This is a genomic window from bacterium, from assembly GCA_030697795.1.
GTDB lineage: Bacteria > Patescibacteriota > Minisyncoccia > JACQLN01 > JACQLN01 > JACQLN01.
The window spans coordinates 69,392-84,271 of the sequence record JAUYOV010000004.1 but is presented as its reverse complement, the minus strand read 5'-3'; the positions used below and the strand labels follow the sequence as shown (position 1 = coordinate 84,271).

Below are 14,880 nucleotides of genomic sequence, written 5' to 3'. Positions count from 1 at the left end.
TTAATGATAAAGTTGTATGCTCTGGTTCTTGGTTTGATTGGAGGCAGTTTTATAAATGCTCTGCTTTGGCGAATTCCCAGAAATAAGAATATTTCTTTTGAAAGATCGGAATGTGTTAAGTGCGGGCATAAGTTGGGTTTTCTAGATTTGATTCCGGTTTTAAGTTTTATCTTTTTATTGGGCAAATGCCGTTATTGTAATAAAAAGATAAGTTGGCAGTATCCGTTAATAGAATTGGTTTCTGGTTTAGGCTTATATTTTTTAGCTTCAAAATTTAATGGCGCGGAATTTATTTGGCTTGCTGGAATATTTTTATTGTCAGTCTTTATATTTGTTTACGATCTTAAAAATTTAATAATTTTAAATGGATCTATCTTTTTAGGTGCAATATGGGTTGTTTTTGGCTTATGGTTTTTTCAAGTAGAGAATTTTGAAAATAATATATTGATGGCGCTGGTTATATTTTCCTTTTTCTTTGCGCAATATTTTCTTTCAAAAGGGAAATGGGTCGGCGGCGGGGATGCCAAATTGGGTTTATTTTTGGGTTTATGGCTGGGCTGGCCAGTGGGTTTAATTGGGCTTTTGTTTGCTTATATCTTGGGTTCGGCCGTAGGCATACCTCTTTTAATATTTCGCTTGGTTAATTTAAAAAGTAAAATTCCATTTGGCCCATTTTTAATAACTGGAGCTTGGGTAGCGTATTTGTGGGGAGACGCGGTTTTAAGGTGGTACGAGAAACTATTGTTGGTATGGTTTTAATTTTGTTGCAGGTGAAGTATAAAAATGCCTAATTTCTAATTACTAATCAATGTCAAATGTCAAAGCCTAAAGGCCAAGTTTAATTTAATCATTAGACATTAGTCATTTAGATTTGATTAGAAATTTGAGCTTAGTCATTTGTCATTTTTATGAATATGAATTTCAAAACAAGCGGTTTCACCTTGATTGAGTTAATTATAATTATAGGTATAGTTGGTTTTTTGTCGGCTATGGTAATTACCGGAGGCAATAAAGGAGCGGATCAGCGAAAAATTATCTTAGAGACTAGGCGTTTGGCCGAGGAAATAAGAAAAGTTCAGAATATGGCTTTATCGTCTATTGCACAAGATTGTGGGGTCTTGGGTAATAAAGTTGTGCCTTCTGGTATAATTTTAAGTACAGCCTTGCCGGATAGATATCGTTTGGTGGCCGATTGTGACGAAAATAAAGCTTATAATGCAGGTTCCGACATATTGCTTTCAACCGTTATTTTATCGGCTAGCCAAATAAGCTTGGTTAGCCCGGCTAGCCCCTTAGAAATATTTTTTATTCCGCCCCTACCTGTAACTGCCATAAACACAAGCGAACTTGATTTGGCCAGTGCCACCATAACTCTTTGCGGTATAAAAGATATTACGCTTTGCAAATATATTTATATAAATTCAAAAGGATCAGTCAGCGTAGAGTAATGTCTAATTACTAATTTCTAATGACAAATCAATTTCAAATTATTAAATGTCAAATTTCTAAAATTTTTATTATTGGTCATTGGACATTAGTCATTGATTAGAAATTTGAGCTTAGTCATTTGTCATTTTTATGAACAGGAATTTCAAAACAAGTGGTTTTTCTCTGGTCGAGGCTATTGTGGCTATTGGTGTAATTTCTGTTGGCTTTGTGGGGTCTTTGGTTTTGATTTCCAAAAGTTCGGCGCAAGCCTCGGTTTTAAAAGATCGCGTGGTGGCAGCTCATTTGGCCGCCGAAGGTGTTGAAGTTGTTCGTAATATTAGGGATACAAATTATTTAAAGGGCTCGCCCTGGTTAACCGATATCCCAGATACATTGTCGGGCATAGTTGATTACAATAGTATATCGGTTGATGCTTCTGATAGTAGTGAGGCTAGAAAATGTTTAAACTGGAGCGGTAGTACATACAAACACGCGGTGTCGCCAGCCTATGTTTGCAATACTTCTTTTAAAAGTCATTTAGAAATTACAACAAAAATGGAAACCATTTCTGGAAACAATGTAAGTTATTTGGAGATAAAAAGCATTGTGGACTGGAAAGAGAAAAATTTAAATCAAAGTACAATGGTTATAGAGCATCTATATGATTGGAAATAAGAAAAAATTAGAAATTAGAAATTGGAAATTAGAAATTAAAGAGGGCTTCACCCTCATAGAGTTAATTGTGGCTATGGCGGTTTTTTCTACGGTAGTAACTATAGTCAGTTCTATTTTTGTAAGCACGGTGGGCTCGCAAAGAAAAAATGTCAATCAGCAGGAAGTTTTAGAAAACGCGCGTTATGTTTTAGAAATAATGGCGCGGGCCATAAGGCAAAGCACAATTCAAACCGCCGACGGCACAAGTTCCGTTTTGGCTATTAATCACCCAACCAAGGGTCTTGTGACTTACCAACTTGATAGTAGCCAAATAAAAGAAAGCACGGGCGTTAACCCTTCTCTGGCCCTAAGTTCAAGCGAAGTCTCTATAGAGAAATTGGATTTTATTATAAAGGGCAAGGGCGCATCTGATTTTAAACAGCCCAGGGTTACGATAATTATTTCTATAAAAAATACAGAAGTTGGTGTTAGTACAGCGAGTTCAATAAATTTACAAACAACTGTTACCCCGCGTAATTTGGAAGCTCTCTAATGAACAATCAAGGCATAGCTTTACTAATAACCATGTTGTTACTGGGCACCATAATGGCCACGGCTCTTGGCGTTACAATTTTAACTACAAGCCAAATTGGCGTAACAAGATTGGTTGATGATTCTATTTCGGCTATTTTTGCGGCGGATTCGGGCGCTGAAAAAATGTTTTATGTTTGTTCGGGCAAAATAAGCCCCGACCCTAGCCCTGCCAGTTTTACAAATTTAGATATGGGTAATGGAGCTGGCTACGAAGTTCATATAGACGATGATGGTATCGCTCCTTATACTGATAATTGTAATGACACAAAGGTAAAAAGCACTGGTAGCAGGGGTTCTGTCCAGAGATCTTTTCAAGCTTCCTACTAACTTTTCGTATATAGTACCCGTGCTTAAAAAGGGTGCTATTTTTGTCTTGGTTTGCTATATTAGGAGTGTCAATTATGGACAAAAAACAAGCCAAAATTAGGATAGAAAAACTTAAAACGGAGGTAGAACGCCACCGCTATCTTTATCATGTTTTAGATAAACAAGAAATTTCCGATTCAGCTCTAGATAGCTTAAAGCATGAACTTTCCGAGTTAGAGGGCAAATTCCCAGATTTAATAACTCCAGATTCTCCCACACAGCGTGTGGGGGGCAAGCCTTTGCCGTTTTTTAAAAAAGTAGGCCACCACGTCCCTATGCTTTCCTTGCAAGATGTTTTTACTGCCGAAGAATTTGAAGCGTGGCTCGCCAGAATTTCAAAAATTGTGCCAAACGAGAAATTAGATTTTTTGGGCGAACTTAAAATAGATGGTTTTGCCGTGTCTTTAACCTATAAAAAAGGAGTTTTAAATATTGGCGCCACACGCGGCGATGGTAAAACAGGCGAAGATGTTACCGAAAATATAAAAACAATACAAGCCATACCTTTAAAATTGCGCGAGTTAAAAGAATCGGAAATAAAAAGACTTGGGCTAGATTCTAACGAAGTTTTAAAGTTAATTTCAGCGGGCGATATTGAAATACGCGGTGAAGTTTTTATGACAAAATCCGTTTTTGAGAAAATTAACCAAGAACAAAAAAAGCTGGGTCTTTCGGAATACGCCAATCCTAGAAACACTGCGGCCGGCACGGTTCGCCAGCTGGATCCAGCTATTGTAGCTAAACGCAGACTAGATTTTTTGGCTTATGATTTGGTAACAGATCTTGGTCAAACTGAACACAGCCAAAAACATTCACTTTTAAAACTTTTAGGATTTAAGACAGACTCCGAAGCTAGGGAACTTAAAAATATAGATGACGTTACAAATTTTTGGAACGAGATTTATAAAAAACGCGAAAAGATGGCTTGGGAGATAGATGGGCTTGTTATTTCGGTTAACAATAATCAAATTTTTTCTAAATTAGGCGTGGTAGGTAAAGCTCCGCGCGGAGCTGTGGCTTTTAAATTTCCGGGCAAGGAAGCCACGACAAAAGTTTTAGATATTATTATACAAGTTGGCCGCACCGGAGTTTTAACGCCGGTGGCAGTTTTAGATTCGGTAGATATTAACGGTGTAAATGTGACTAGAGCCACGCTTCATAACGAAGATGAAATAAAAAGATTAGATATTAGAATAGGCGATACGGTTATTGTGCAACGCGCGGGGGATGTTATTCCGGACGTAGTTAATGTTTTAAAAAAATTACGCCCAAAAAATTCTAAAGAATTTTATTTTCCTAGAAAATGTCCGGTATGTAGTGGCGAAATTAAGCGTCTCGCGGGTGAAGCTACGCGTAAATGCATAAATAAAAAATGTCCCGCTCAACACAGAGAAGGCTTGTATCACTTTGTTTCTAAAAAAGCTTTTAATATGGTGGGCTTGGGTAGCGAGATTGTAGATAAGCTGGTGGATGAGGGCTTGGTTAAAGATTCCAGCGATATTTTTAAATTAGAATCAAAAGATCTTTTAGGTTTGGAAGGTTTTGCCGAAATCTCGGCTGATAAACTAGTAGCTTCTATACAAAAATCTAAAAAAATATCTTTAGCTAGGTTTATATATGCTTTGGGTATAATTCACGTAGGTGAGGAGACAGCGAATTTACTCGCAGTATATTTTAATAGTATCGAAAATTTAACCCTAGCTAGTGAGGAAGACTTAAAAAAAGTTCCGGGCGTGGGCGAGAAAGCTGCGGCCAGCATTAAAGCTTGGTTTGAAAACAAAGAAAATAGGCAACTAATTACCAAGTTGCTTAGGTGCCAAATTACTGTTTTGTCTCCGCCTAAAATCTCCAAAAAATTAGCGGGTAAAACTTTTGTTTTAACCGGTACATTGGAAACTTTGTCGCGCGATTCTGCCAAAGAAAAAATCCGCCTAATGGGCGGAGATGTATCATCGTCAGTTTCCAAAGAAACCGATTACGTTATTGCCGGCGAAAATGCAGGGTCTAAATTTGATAAAGCAGAGAAGCTTGGTGTAAAAATAATTTCCGAGCGTGAGTTTTTAAACATGGTCGGTTGACTCATATATCTTATATGATATATACTTTCTATGTCCGAATATAAGGTTAAATTTTATCGAGATAGTTTGAACGGCAGAGAACCTGTTTTAGAGTATATTTCTAAATTAGATATTAAGAATAAAGCCAAGGTTTTTAAATACATTGAATTTTTAAGAGAGCACGAAGGATATTTAGACGAACCTTACTCTAAACACGTCACCGGCAAAATAAGAGAATTAAGGGTTGATTTTGCCAGAAACAGACACAGAATCTTCTATTTTACTTTTGTGGGAAAGAAAATTATTTTATTACACGCTTTTTTAAAGAAAACAAATAAAGCGCCTTTATCGGAAATAAAAAGGGCGGTTGAAAATTATAAGGATGTTATAAGCAATCCCAATCTATATGAATAAAAAAGACAAGATATCAAAAGCTACTGATTTTAATGTTTATCTAAAGAGGCAATTAAAGAATAAGGAAATAAAGAAACATTACCATTCTTATGGTAAACAACTTGAAATTGCTTACCAGATTTTACAATTACGCAGAAAGAACCGTATTTCTCAAGAACAATTTGCCAAAAGAATCGGTACTACTCAAAGCAATATTGCCAGAATGGAAAGCGGAAGCCAAAACTTTACTATAGAAATGTTAGATAAAGTGGCCGAGACTTTCAATAAGAAGTTACAGATTTTGATTAAATAATTTTTTTAAAAAATCCCCAGCGGCGCATTGGCCGCTGGGGATTGTCGTAGACAATGTGACAGTTTATTGTTTCTGTCTTCCCGGCAAACTTGAAGCCGGAATTGGATTCCCACTGGTAGTGATGGGTTCTGGCGAACCATTTAGAAAATGTCGCCGGACTTCTTGTCCAGTCACAGACCCTTTAACCCCTGCTGTGTTGAAGAGGGCTGTCGCACCGGCGGAGCAATCGCAGGGTAGATCGTTATTACCGGTTTCTATTGAGCCAGTGTCGTTGCACTTCTTGCATTTTGGCATCTCGCTTCCTCCTTTTTGGGGTGTAGGCCCATCCAATCTAAGTGTGCTTACTCGGGCTTATAAATACTATTACTTACTTATTTAATCAAGTCAAGTTTCGGCTGTTTTTCAAACCTGTTATCATAAACAGCATGATCTCCAAAAAAGAAGTTAAAAAAATTGCGCAGTTGGCGCGGATAGAGGTTACCGAAGATCAAATAGAAAAATACCAAGCCGAGATGTCGGCTATTTTGGATTTTGTTGGCCAGCTTTCAAAAGCCGATACTAAAGGTGTAGGACCCATAAGGCAGATAACTGGTTTAGAAAGTATTTTTAAAAAAGACGAAGATAGACACCTTTTAGCTCAATCAGATAATAAATTGGTACAAGAAGCTCCCGAACACAGAGATGGATATGTCGTAGTGCCCGAAGTTTTAAAAGGAAAATGACAAATATCTAATATCTAATGAATCTAAGAGACTTAACAATCGAAAAAGCTCACGAACTTTTAACAAACGGCAAAATATCTGCGGTAGAATTAACTTCGCACTATTTAAAAGAAATTGATTCTAAAAATAAAGAACTAAATGCTTTTCTTTCGGTTCATGCCGAAAAGGCTTTGGCTAGTGCTAAAGAAGCCGATGTTAGAATCAAAAACGGTGAGGCTAGTTATTTAACGGGAATTCCAATCGCGGTCAAAGACAATATCTTAGTCAAAAATGAAATCTGCACGGCTGGTTCTAAAATTTTAGAAAATTATAAAGCTTCTTATAACGCTACTGTTATAGAGAGATTAAACCGCGAAAACGCCATAATCTTAGGCAAAACGAATTTAGACGAATTTGCCATGGGTTCTTCCACAGAAAATTCGGCTTATGGTGTAACTAAAAACCCTAACGATACTTTGTTTGTAGCTGGAGGTTCTTCTGGTGGTTCGGCTGTAGCTGTAGCGGCAGATTTATGCTTAGGGTCACTCGGCACAGATACAGGTGGCTCAATACGCCAGCCCGCCAGTTTTTGTGGTGTAGTTGGTTTAAAACCAACTTACGGCACAGTTTCACGTTTTGGTGCTGTCGCACTCGGGTCATCGTTAGATCAAATCGGTCCAATGGCCAAAACCGTAAAAGATGTGGCTTTAATTTACGAAACAATTTCTGGACACGATCCTTTGGATTCAACCACTGTGCCAAATAATACACGCCCGCAAGATAGAATAAACGAAATTAATATTGCCGATTTAAGAATTGGAATTCCCAAAGAATATTTTGAAGCCAAGGGTTTAAATCATGAGGTCAAAGATATAGTTATGAAAGCGGTTAAATGGTTTGAATCGCAAGGTGCCACCATAAAAGAAATTAGTTTGCCCAATACAGAATATTCTTTACCGGCCTATTATATTATTCAACCAGCCGAATGTTCGGCTAATTTGGCTCGTTACGATGGTATGCGTTACGGCATGCGTGCTGAAGCTAAAGATTTAATAGATACTTATTTTAAAACAAGAGGGCAGTTTTTGGGTGCCGAAACACAGCGTCGCATTATGGTAGGAACTTATACGTTATCCTCTGGTTACTACGATGCCTATTATTCGCAAGCTCAAAAGGTTCGCACTTTAATCAAACAAGATTTTATAAATGTTTTTGAAGATGTAGATGTAATTATGACTCCGACCTCGCCTACCACAGCATTTAAAATAGGAGAAAAAACTGCTGATCCATTGGAAATGTATGCCGCCGATATTTTTACGGTTACGGCCAACTTGGCTGGGGTCTGTGGGCTTTCTCTAAATTGCGGTAAAATTAATAATCTACCAGTGGGCTTACAAATATTAGGCCCATGGTTTGGCGAGAATTTATTATTCAAAGTAGGCGAGTATTATGAATTAGGACATTAGCTTTTTAGGACATTAGCTTTTTAGGTTTGATTCCTAACAAGCTAAAAGCTAGAAGCTAAAAGCTAGTTAATGGATTTTTGGTATAACTTTGTAGATTTTTTAACAACACTATTTAAAAAGCCGGAGGTTTCAACTTCCATAGCGGTTTTTAAGATTCTATTTTTATTAGTAACATTGTCTTTTATCTCCATCGGTATTTGGTTTAAAGTTAAGTCCGGTTTTTTTGCCGAAAGGGCAATGTATTATTCTTATTATTTTAATAAGAAGAAAAAACCAGACGAAGCCACGGCCTTGCCTTTAAAAGAATTAAAAGATTATTGGCAACAGCTGGGTATGAGGTTAAATATGCAGGACGATGCCCAGTGGAAGCTGGCGGTTATAGAAGCTGATAATTTTTTTGACCATGTTTTAACTTTGCTCGGCTATCAAGGAGAAAGTATGGGTGAAAGATTGCAAAAAGTTTTACCCGAACATTTGCCCAATATTAACGATGTTTGGCGCGTGCACAAAGTTAGAAATTCTCTGGTGCACGATGCCACTTACAGGCTTTCTTACAACCAAGCCCGCGATGTTTACGATACTTACGAAAAGGCCTTGAAACAATTGAAGATTTTATAATTTTTTAGTTATACCTGAAATAAATCAATACCCAACACAATGTTAATATAATAAACGATCGTTGATTGCGTTAACATTGTTAGTTTGGTTGTTTTGACTTGCCAAAATATTTTTTAGCTGTTATACATGATGTTAAATAAATAAATTCAATGTCTCCGAGAATTGTTATACCTCTTATATTAGTTTTAGCTATTATAGCTGGTCTTTTTATTTATCCAGCAGGTAATAATGATACTGATAGTTTTTATCCAAACTTTTTTCTAAAACCATTTCGTTTGGGTTTAGATCTTTTGGGGGGCACGCATTTGGTTTATCAGGCTGATCTTTCTCAAGTAGAAGAAAGCGAGAAAGATTCTTATATGAATGGCTTAAAAGATGTGGTGGAACGCCGAGTTAATTTTTTTGGAGTTTCGGAGCCTGCCATAACTGTAAATCATTCGGGCGAAAATTGGAGGCTGATTGTGGAACTCGCGGGCGTAAAAGATATCAATCAAGCCATAAAACTGATTGGCCAAACTCCATTTTTAGAATTTAAAGAACAGCGTAGCGAAGAAGAAGTAAAAAAAGCTCTTGATTTGCTAGGCGGTAAAGAGCCAGATTTGTCCCAAGCCGATCCTTACTTTGTTTCTTCCGGTTTAAGTGGCCGTTATATTAAAAAAGCTAGCTTGGCTTTTGATTCTCAAACAACTCGTCCAGAAGTTTTATTAGAATTTGACGATATTGGCAAGCAACTTTTTGCCGAAATAACCAAAAAGAACGTGGGTAAGCAGTTAGCTATCTATTTAGATGGTTTGCCCATATCGGCTCCAGTGGTTCAGCAGGAAATTTTAGACGGTAGCGCTCAAATAACTGGTAATTTTTCTATAGATGAAGCTAAAACTTTGGTGGAGCGTTTAAATTCTGGCGCTTTGCCTGTGCCTATAGAATTAATTTCACAGCAAAGCGTAGGCGCCACGCTGGGCCAGGCTTCTTTGGAAAAGAGTTTGGTGGCAGGTATTATAGGTTTTGTTTTAGTGGTGCTGTTTATGATTATATGGTATCGCTTGGCTGGTATTATGGCGGTTTTGGCTTTAATAATTTATACCATAATTTCTCTGGCTATATTTAAATTGATTCCAGTTACCCTAACTTTGGCAGGCATTACGGGTTTTATTCTTTCTATTGGTATGGCGGTGGATGCTAATGTTTTAATCTTTGAAAGGATGAAAGAAGAATTAAGAAGCGGCAAGGCCTTTGGACTTGCTGTCAAAGAGGGTTTTGCCAGAGCCTGGACATCTATTCGCGATTCTAATGTTTCTAGTTTAATTACGGCTGGTGTGCTTTATACTTTTGGTTCCAGTTTGGTTAGGGGTTTTGCCTTAACGCTTATTATTGGTATTTTAATTTCAATGTTTTCTGCTATTACTTTAACCAGAACATTTTTAAGAGTTTTTGAAGGCACAAGATTAGAGAGGGTAAAGTTTTTGTGGAAACAATAATAAAAAATGACTAACATCTAATTACTAATTCCTAATCAATGACTAATTACCAAAGGTCTAATGCCAAAATTTATACTTTAGTTATTAGGCATTAGAATTTGATTAGAAATTAGATATTAGAAATTTATAAATTATGCTCGCTGTAATTCCCAACAGAAAAATATATTTAACCATTTCGGCAATATTGGTTGTCGTTAGTATTTTGCCTGTGCTGTTTTGGGGTTTAAAATTTGGTATTGATTTTACGGGCGGTTCACAGTGGGAAATTGAATTTAAAGATACACGCCCTGCCAATGAAGATGTTTTAAAGTCTTTATCTTTTTATAAATTAGAAAGTTCTGTTTTACAGCCTACCGGCGATAAGGGCTTAATTTTAAAATTTAGATCGGTCAATGAAAATACGCACGAGGCTATGAAGCGGGATCTTAATGATGCTTTTCCCATAGAAGAGAAAAAATTTGATTCCATTGGACCGGTTATAGGTAAAGAACTTCAAAAAAAATCTGTTAAGGCGCTCGCTTACGTTTTAGTCTTGATAGTGGCCTATATTGCTTGGGCTTTTAGAAAAGTATCAAAACCAGTTTCTTCTTGGAAGTATGGCGTTATAGCCATTGTTGCGCTGGTGCATGATGTTACGATTCCTATGGGCCTCTTTGCTGTTCTGGGGCATTTTTACGGTATAGAAGTTGATGCTTATTTTGTTACGGCCATTTTAACTATTTTAGGTTTTTCGGTTCACGATACCATTGTGGTTTTTGATAGAATCAGAGAAAACTTAAGAAAAAATCCTGCCGAAAACTTTTCTACAACTATAAATAACAGCGTTAACCAAACTTTAGCCCGTTCTATAAATACTTCTTTCACGGTGTTTTTAGTGCTTTTGGCCAGTTACTTTTTAGGTGGGGCCAGCACTAAAAATCTATCACTTGTCTTGCTTATAGGGGTTTTTTTTGGAACTTATTCCTCTATATTTTTGGCAAGTCCCATATTAAGTCTTTGGGCGGGCTCCAAGCATAAATAGCCTAGTTTTGCTTGGGTACTATGGGTAGTTGACATATGTTTTGGGTAATGATAGTATATAAAAGCTTAAAAGTTAATATTAGCTCGGTTGCATCTAGTTTCTAGAGGTGCTTTACTGGGTTTACCAAAATGGTCAAGTTTGATATCAAAAAAATTGTTAGCCGATTAGTGGATAACTTGTCGGATCGCTCCAAGGACATAATTTTGTCCCGATTTGGCATTGGTAAAGATGATTACGAAACTTTAGAGGCCATAGGCCAGCGCTATGGCATTACCCGCGAAAGGGTTCGCCAAATAGAAGCCGATGCTTTAAAGCATATTAAAAGCGCTTCCAACGAACCTACTATAAAACCAGTGATTATAGTTTTAAACGATTTTATTAAAGCTAATGGCGGTGTTATGGATGAAAACGATTTAAAGGCCAGTTTTGCTTCTACTCACTTTGAAACAAAACCAGAAGCCACCAATAAATACGAAGGCGCCACTATGTTTTTCTTAAACTTGGCGGGTAGTTTTGTGCGAACCAAAGAAGACGAAAATTTTTGGCCTCGCTGGGCTTTAGACAATTCTCATGTAAAAAATCAAGAAGCTTTGGTGGCACATTTAACTAGCCAGTTAAAGAAAGAAAAGAAAGTGGTGGGTTTTGAAGAAATGATTAATTGGGCTAAGAAACATAATGCTATTTTAAACAAAGATATGGTTTTGGCCTATTTAACTTCGGCTAAAAATATTTCTAAAAATTCTTTTGGCGAATGGGGCATGATTTCTTGGGCCGAAGTTTCGCCTCGGGGTGTGCGCGACAAAGCTTATTTGGTAATGAAGCGCGTGCAAAAGCCGATGCACTTTACCGAAGTTGCCAGCGAAATTAATAAAGCTAGTTTTTCTAAACGCATAGCTTTACCTCAAACAGTTCACAACGAACTTATAAAAGACGGCCGGTTCGTTTTGGTGGGCCGAGGTTTATATGCTTTAAAAGATTGGGGTTTTGAAGCTGGCACAGTTAAGGATGTAATTAAAAGCGTGCTCACAGCTAAAGGCCCAATGACTCGGGAAGATGTGGTTAAATCCGTTCTAGATAAAAGAATGGTAAAACCAAGCACAATTATTCTAAATTTAAACGGCTTTAAAAAGAAAGACGATAACAAATATCATTTAGTCTAAAATAGGGACTAGCCACTAGGGATTTGATTTTATTAGTCGAAATGTTGTAGATTATAGTCTATCGGATTTGTTCTTTAACTCTAAAAAAGGAAGGTCGGTCATGGCTTGGTATTTGATGTATAATGTTAGATCCGAAAATAAATTCGGAGATTTTAAATTAGTTGAAAAAGATTGTTTATCAGTTCCTATAGCTGTTTCTCACGAGAATGAACATTTTTTGTCTCTTAGGCAAGAAATGGCCAAGAAATGTAGATCTCTTTTGGAGTCAACAAAGGCAACTTGTAGTGGTACTAAAATGTCTGTTGTCTTCCCTAGATTGGTTTGGATTGAGGATCTAGAAGAAATAATAAAAGATGATGTAAGTATTCCACTTCACGACCCTGACTGCACCGCCGAGAGATGACTCAAAAAGTCTACCTTTATGATTTCGTCCCCAATAAAACGGGGACGATTTTTATTTGCTAAAAACCTAGGAAATTTATCGGAAGGACCGCCCTTCCTGTTATTTTAAGAAAGTCTGATAAAAACAAACTTATTTGACATCTAGTCAAATATTTGCTTTAATGCATATTCGTGTTCTTTGATTTTTTTACCTTAATCCGCGGAGGTTTTTATGTTTCATCATTTGACTTGGCTTTTCGCTATCACTCTTGGCCTTTTGGCCTGTGATAGCAAAAGCAAAACAGTGTTGTCCTCGAACGCAGAAGATGAGGGTGTGGTTGTAGAAACGAACAATATGGATACTTCTTCTTGGGATCTCACCAAGATTGTGCCATTGGATTCAGTTCGGGCTATGCCCGCAGGAACAAAGATGTATGTGCGAACTTCTGTTTTTGGCGAGATGGAAGACTTTGAAGTTGCATTGGTTTCGGTGGTGGACGATTTTGTCCCACCGATGCCAGTGGTCATGTTCAAATCCTCGCGTCCTGCGGTTCGTGGCCAGTCGGGTTCACCAGTTTTTACAAAAGACGGCGTGATTGGTGCTTTGTCCATGGGCTTTGATTCGGAGAACAGCTCACCTTACTATTTTTTTGCAACCCCAATTGAGTGGATGCAAAAAGGCATCATCGACCCGGAAATCAGATCCAGTAAGCCGGTGGTTTGGAATGGAAACATTGTTAGACCATTGGCTTTGCCCCTATTGATGTCGGGTGTGAACAACCGTCTGCTTGATGCGGCTATGCGAAAGTATGCCGACAAATTGGGCGACGAGAGTCATCTCAATTTGCTCGCGGCATCCGGTTCTGCTGGAGTTGGCGGCAAAATCGAACAAGAATTTAAACCCGGCAGTTCCTTGGCTGCTGCCTTATTTACGGGCGATGAAGTAAATATCGGAGCCGTGGGAACGGCAACCTATGTTGAGGGTAACAATATTCTCGGTTTCGGCCATCCTTTTTTAGGCAATGGTCAGACTTCGATCCCGATAATCGGCGCCGAGGTTCTGGGCGAGATAAGTAATCTCAACTCGCCTTTCAAATTTGCCACTCTGGGCAACAAAGTTCTAGGAACAATTCTTTATGATCGCATGCCCGGAGTCGGAGGTGTGATTGGCCAAGAGCCCGATATGATTCCGCTGGTCTTCAGCGCTTCCATTTTTGGTGAAAAAGCCTTTAGCATGAATCACCGAATGGCTCGAACGCAACTGTCCGGTTTTGGCTTATTCAATCAGGCTATAATGACAGGAGTTACGCTCTTGTCGCCATTGGCCAACCGGTTGGATAATTCCACCGGCAAGAGCCTGAAAGTCCGAACAGAGGCGAGCTTCACTAATTCCGATTTAAAGGTTGAGCGCGAGAGAATCTATGCTTTTCCCAATTCTGGGGTGATAGACGTGTTGGGTGAGGCACTGTTCGATTTTGTCTTTAGCGTCTATTTGAACTCCGTGGCCAACGGATACGCCAATTTGGAGTTCCGTAGTATCCAAATGAGCGTGGATGTAGTGGACGATGCTTTGTTTGCTATGCCGATCGCGCTTGAAGCAGATAGTGTGGTCACGGCCGGTAGCGACCTGTCGGTCAAATTTAGCTTAAGGGTCGGAGGAAGTAAGGATGCTGATTTCAATGTGATAGTAGCTGTGCCGGATACATTTGCGGCCGGCATCTACAGTTTGACCGTGGGCTCACTGTATTCTTTGGGCAAAGATGCTGATTATGACGACACTCCCAGTTCGGTTGAGTTTGGAAACCTGCAAGATGTTTTTGACTTCATGAATGGTCCTGAACCCAAAGCCATTTTGAAAGTCATCCTTGCTTTTAGCCAGCCTTTGCCAACAGAAGTATCGGTTGATAGTTTGTTGACCGCTATTTCTGAGGCGGCTAAAATAGACTCAACCAAGTCAGACTCAACGGGGTTGGTGTCGACGATGTTATTGCCTGTTCTGGAAGAACTCACTATCTACAACGATACGACTAGTCTGGAGAAAAAACTAGATTGGGTTTTGCCGGAAGGTTTTGGCTCGGTCATGGTCAAGGTTTTGGAAAAGAAGTAGTTCGTGTTAGAGCGAAGCGTAAAACCGCTTCGCTCTTTTTGTTTTATTAAGATTACAAAGTCCCGTAAAATCCTTTCTTACGTACTTGTTCATTCCGCTTAATTTTCTGGATAATATCACTCTATTTTATACTGCATAACTTA

At 38.3% G+C, this 14,880-nt stretch carries 16 protein-coding genes; all 16 read left to right on the top strand.

Annotated features, from left to right (window positions below; all coding sequences use genetic code 11):
* The first annotated feature begins 3 nt into the window (after positions 1–3).
* The 16 genes from Q8Q95_01545 to Q8Q95_01470 all read left to right on the top strand — a co-directional run bounded on the left by Q8Q95_01545 (position 4) and on the right by Q8Q95_01470 (position 14,737).
* Entirely contained in the window at positions 4–759 is a 756-nt protein-coding gene (locus Q8Q95_01545; protein ID MDP3764284.1) for a prepilin peptidase, read from the top strand.
* A gap of 155 nt (positions 760–914) precedes the next feature.
* Positions 915–1,448, top strand: coding sequence for a prepilin-type N-terminal cleavage/methylation domain-containing protein (locus Q8Q95_01540; protein ID MDP3764283.1), 534 nt, complete (start codon positions 915–917; stop codon positions 1,446–1,448).
* A 130-nt stretch (positions 1,449–1,578) separates the two neighbouring features.
* The gene (locus tag Q8Q95_01535) at positions 1,579–2,103 is read left to right on the top strand and encodes a type II secretion system protein (protein MDP3764282.1); all 525 of its coding nucleotides are present in this window, start codon (positions 1,579–1,581) and stop codon (positions 2,101–2,103) included.
* Positions 2,090–2,635, top strand: a complete 546-nt coding sequence (locus Q8Q95_01530; GenBank protein MDP3764281.1) for a prepilin-type N-terminal cleavage/methylation domain-containing protein — start codon at positions 2,090–2,092, stop codon at positions 2,633–2,635. Before Q8Q95_01535 ends, Q8Q95_01530 begins: the two co-directional genes overlap by 14 nt.
* Entirely contained in the window at positions 2,635–3,003 is a 369-nt protein-coding gene (locus Q8Q95_01525; protein ID MDP3764280.1) for a hypothetical protein, read from the top strand. Before Q8Q95_01530 ends, Q8Q95_01525 begins: the two co-directional genes overlap by 1 nt.
* Positions 3,004–3,077: 74 nt before the next feature.
* Positions 3,078–5,120 carry an NAD-dependent DNA ligase LigA gene (gene ligA, locus Q8Q95_01520; GenBank protein ID MDP3764279.1) on the top strand — a complete coding sequence of 681 codons (2,043 nt, stop codon included), beginning with the start codon at positions 3,078–3,080 and terminating at the stop codon, positions 5,118–5,120.
* A 30-nt stretch (positions 5,121–5,150) separates the two neighbouring features.
* Positions 5,151–5,513, top strand: a complete 363-nt coding sequence (locus Q8Q95_01515) for a type II toxin-antitoxin system RelE/ParE family toxin (protein MDP3764278.1) — start codon at positions 5,151–5,153, stop codon at positions 5,511–5,513.
* Positions 5,506–5,805, top strand: coding sequence for a helix-turn-helix transcriptional regulator (locus tag Q8Q95_01510; GenBank protein ID MDP3764277.1), 300 nt, complete (start codon positions 5,506–5,508; stop codon positions 5,803–5,805). Before Q8Q95_01515 ends, Q8Q95_01510 begins: the two co-directional genes overlap by 8 nt.
* A gap of 425 nt (positions 5,806–6,230) precedes the next feature.
* Complete coding sequence (gene gatC, locus Q8Q95_01505) at positions 6,231–6,527, top strand: Asp-tRNA(Asn)/Glu-tRNA(Gln) amidotransferase subunit GatC (GenBank protein ID MDP3764276.1); 297 nt, start codon at positions 6,231–6,233, stop codon at positions 6,525–6,527.
* A gap of 17 nt (positions 6,528–6,544) precedes the next feature.
* Positions 6,545–7,972, top strand: coding sequence for an Asp-tRNA(Asn)/Glu-tRNA(Gln) amidotransferase subunit GatA (gene gatA, locus Q8Q95_01500; protein MDP3764275.1), 1,428 nt, complete (start codon positions 6,545–6,547; stop codon positions 7,970–7,972).
* A 69-nt stretch (positions 7,973–8,041) separates the two neighbouring features.
* The gene (locus Q8Q95_01495; GenBank protein ID MDP3764274.1) at positions 8,042–8,590 is read left to right on the top strand and encodes a hypothetical protein; all 549 of its coding nucleotides are present in this window, start codon (positions 8,042–8,044) and stop codon (positions 8,588–8,590) included.
* Between the two features lie 149 nt (positions 8,591–8,739).
* Positions 8,740–10,068 (top strand): protein translocase subunit SecD, encoded by a 1,329-nt coding sequence (secD, locus tag Q8Q95_01490; protein ID MDP3764273.1) that lies wholly within the window; start codon positions 8,740–8,742, stop codon positions 10,066–10,068.
* Between the two features lie 133 nt (positions 10,069–10,201).
* Positions 10,202–11,089, top strand: a complete 888-nt coding sequence (gene secF, locus Q8Q95_01485; GenBank protein ID MDP3764272.1) for a protein translocase subunit SecF — start codon at positions 10,202–10,204, stop codon at positions 11,087–11,089.
* A gap of 128 nt (positions 11,090–11,217) precedes the next feature.
* Positions 11,218–12,249, top strand: a complete 1,032-nt coding sequence (locus tag Q8Q95_01480; GenBank protein MDP3764271.1) for a sigma factor-like helix-turn-helix DNA-binding protein — start codon at positions 11,218–11,220, stop codon at positions 12,247–12,249.
* A gap of 100 nt (positions 12,250–12,349) precedes the next feature.
* Positions 12,350–12,652 carry a hypothetical protein gene (locus Q8Q95_01475; GenBank protein MDP3764270.1) on the top strand — a complete coding sequence of 101 codons (303 nt, stop codon included), beginning with the start codon at positions 12,350–12,352 and terminating at the stop codon, positions 12,650–12,652.
* Positions 12,653–12,862: 210 nt separating this feature from the next.
* A complete protein-coding gene (locus tag Q8Q95_01470) occupies positions 12,863–14,737 on the top strand; it encodes a hypothetical protein (GenBank protein ID MDP3764269.1) in 1,875 nt (624 codons plus the stop codon).
* Positions 14,738–14,880: the final 143 nt, after the last annotated feature.

Bases quoted from the DNA above. Each gene is read 5' to 3' on its own strand.
- Q8Q95_01545 (MDP3764284.1), top strand. From the start codon at position 4: ATGATAAAGTTGTATGCTCTGGTTCTTGGTTTGATTGGAGGCAGTTTT.
- Q8Q95_01540 (MDP3764283.1), top strand. From the start codon at position 915: ATGAATTTCAAAACAAGCGGTTTCACCTTGATTGAGTTAATTATAATT.
- Q8Q95_01535 (MDP3764282.1), top strand. From the start codon at position 1,579: ATGAACAGGAATTTCAAAACAAGTGGTTTTTCTCTGGTCGAGGCTATT.
- Q8Q95_01530 (MDP3764281.1), top strand. From the start codon at position 2,090: ATGATTGGAAATAAGAAAAAATTAGAAATTAGAAATTGGAAATTAGAA.
- Q8Q95_01525 (MDP3764280.1), top strand. From the start codon at position 2,635: ATGAACAATCAAGGCATAGCTTTACTAATAACCATGTTGTTACTGGGC.
- ligA (MDP3764279.1), top strand. From the start codon at position 3,078: ATGGACAAAAAACAAGCCAAAATTAGGATAGAAAAACTTAAAACGGAG.
- Q8Q95_01515 (MDP3764278.1), top strand. From the start codon at position 5,151: ATGTCCGAATATAAGGTTAAATTTTATCGAGATAGTTTGAACGGCAGA.
- Q8Q95_01510 (MDP3764277.1), top strand. From the start codon at position 5,506: ATGAATAAAAAAGACAAGATATCAAAAGCTACTGATTTTAATGTTTAT.
- gatC (MDP3764276.1), top strand. From the start codon at position 6,231: ATGATCTCCAAAAAAGAAGTTAAAAAAATTGCGCAGTTGGCGCGGATA.
- gatA (MDP3764275.1), top strand. From the start codon at position 6,545: ATGAATCTAAGAGACTTAACAATCGAAAAAGCTCACGAACTTTTAACA.
- Q8Q95_01495 (MDP3764274.1), top strand. From the start codon at position 8,042: ATGGATTTTTGGTATAACTTTGTAGATTTTTTAACAACACTATTTAAA.
- secD (MDP3764273.1), top strand. From the start codon at position 8,740: ATGTCTCCGAGAATTGTTATACCTCTTATATTAGTTTTAGCTATTATA.
- secF (MDP3764272.1), top strand. From the start codon at position 10,202: ATGCTCGCTGTAATTCCCAACAGAAAAATATATTTAACCATTTCGGCA.
- Q8Q95_01480 (MDP3764271.1), top strand. From the start codon at position 11,218: ATGGTCAAGTTTGATATCAAAAAAATTGTTAGCCGATTAGTGGATAAC.
- Q8Q95_01475 (MDP3764270.1), top strand. From the start codon at position 12,350: ATGGCTTGGTATTTGATGTATAATGTTAGATCCGAAAATAAATTCGGA.
- Q8Q95_01470 (MDP3764269.1), top strand. From the start codon at position 12,863: ATGTTTCATCATTTGACTTGGCTTTTCGCTATCACTCTTGGCCTTTTG.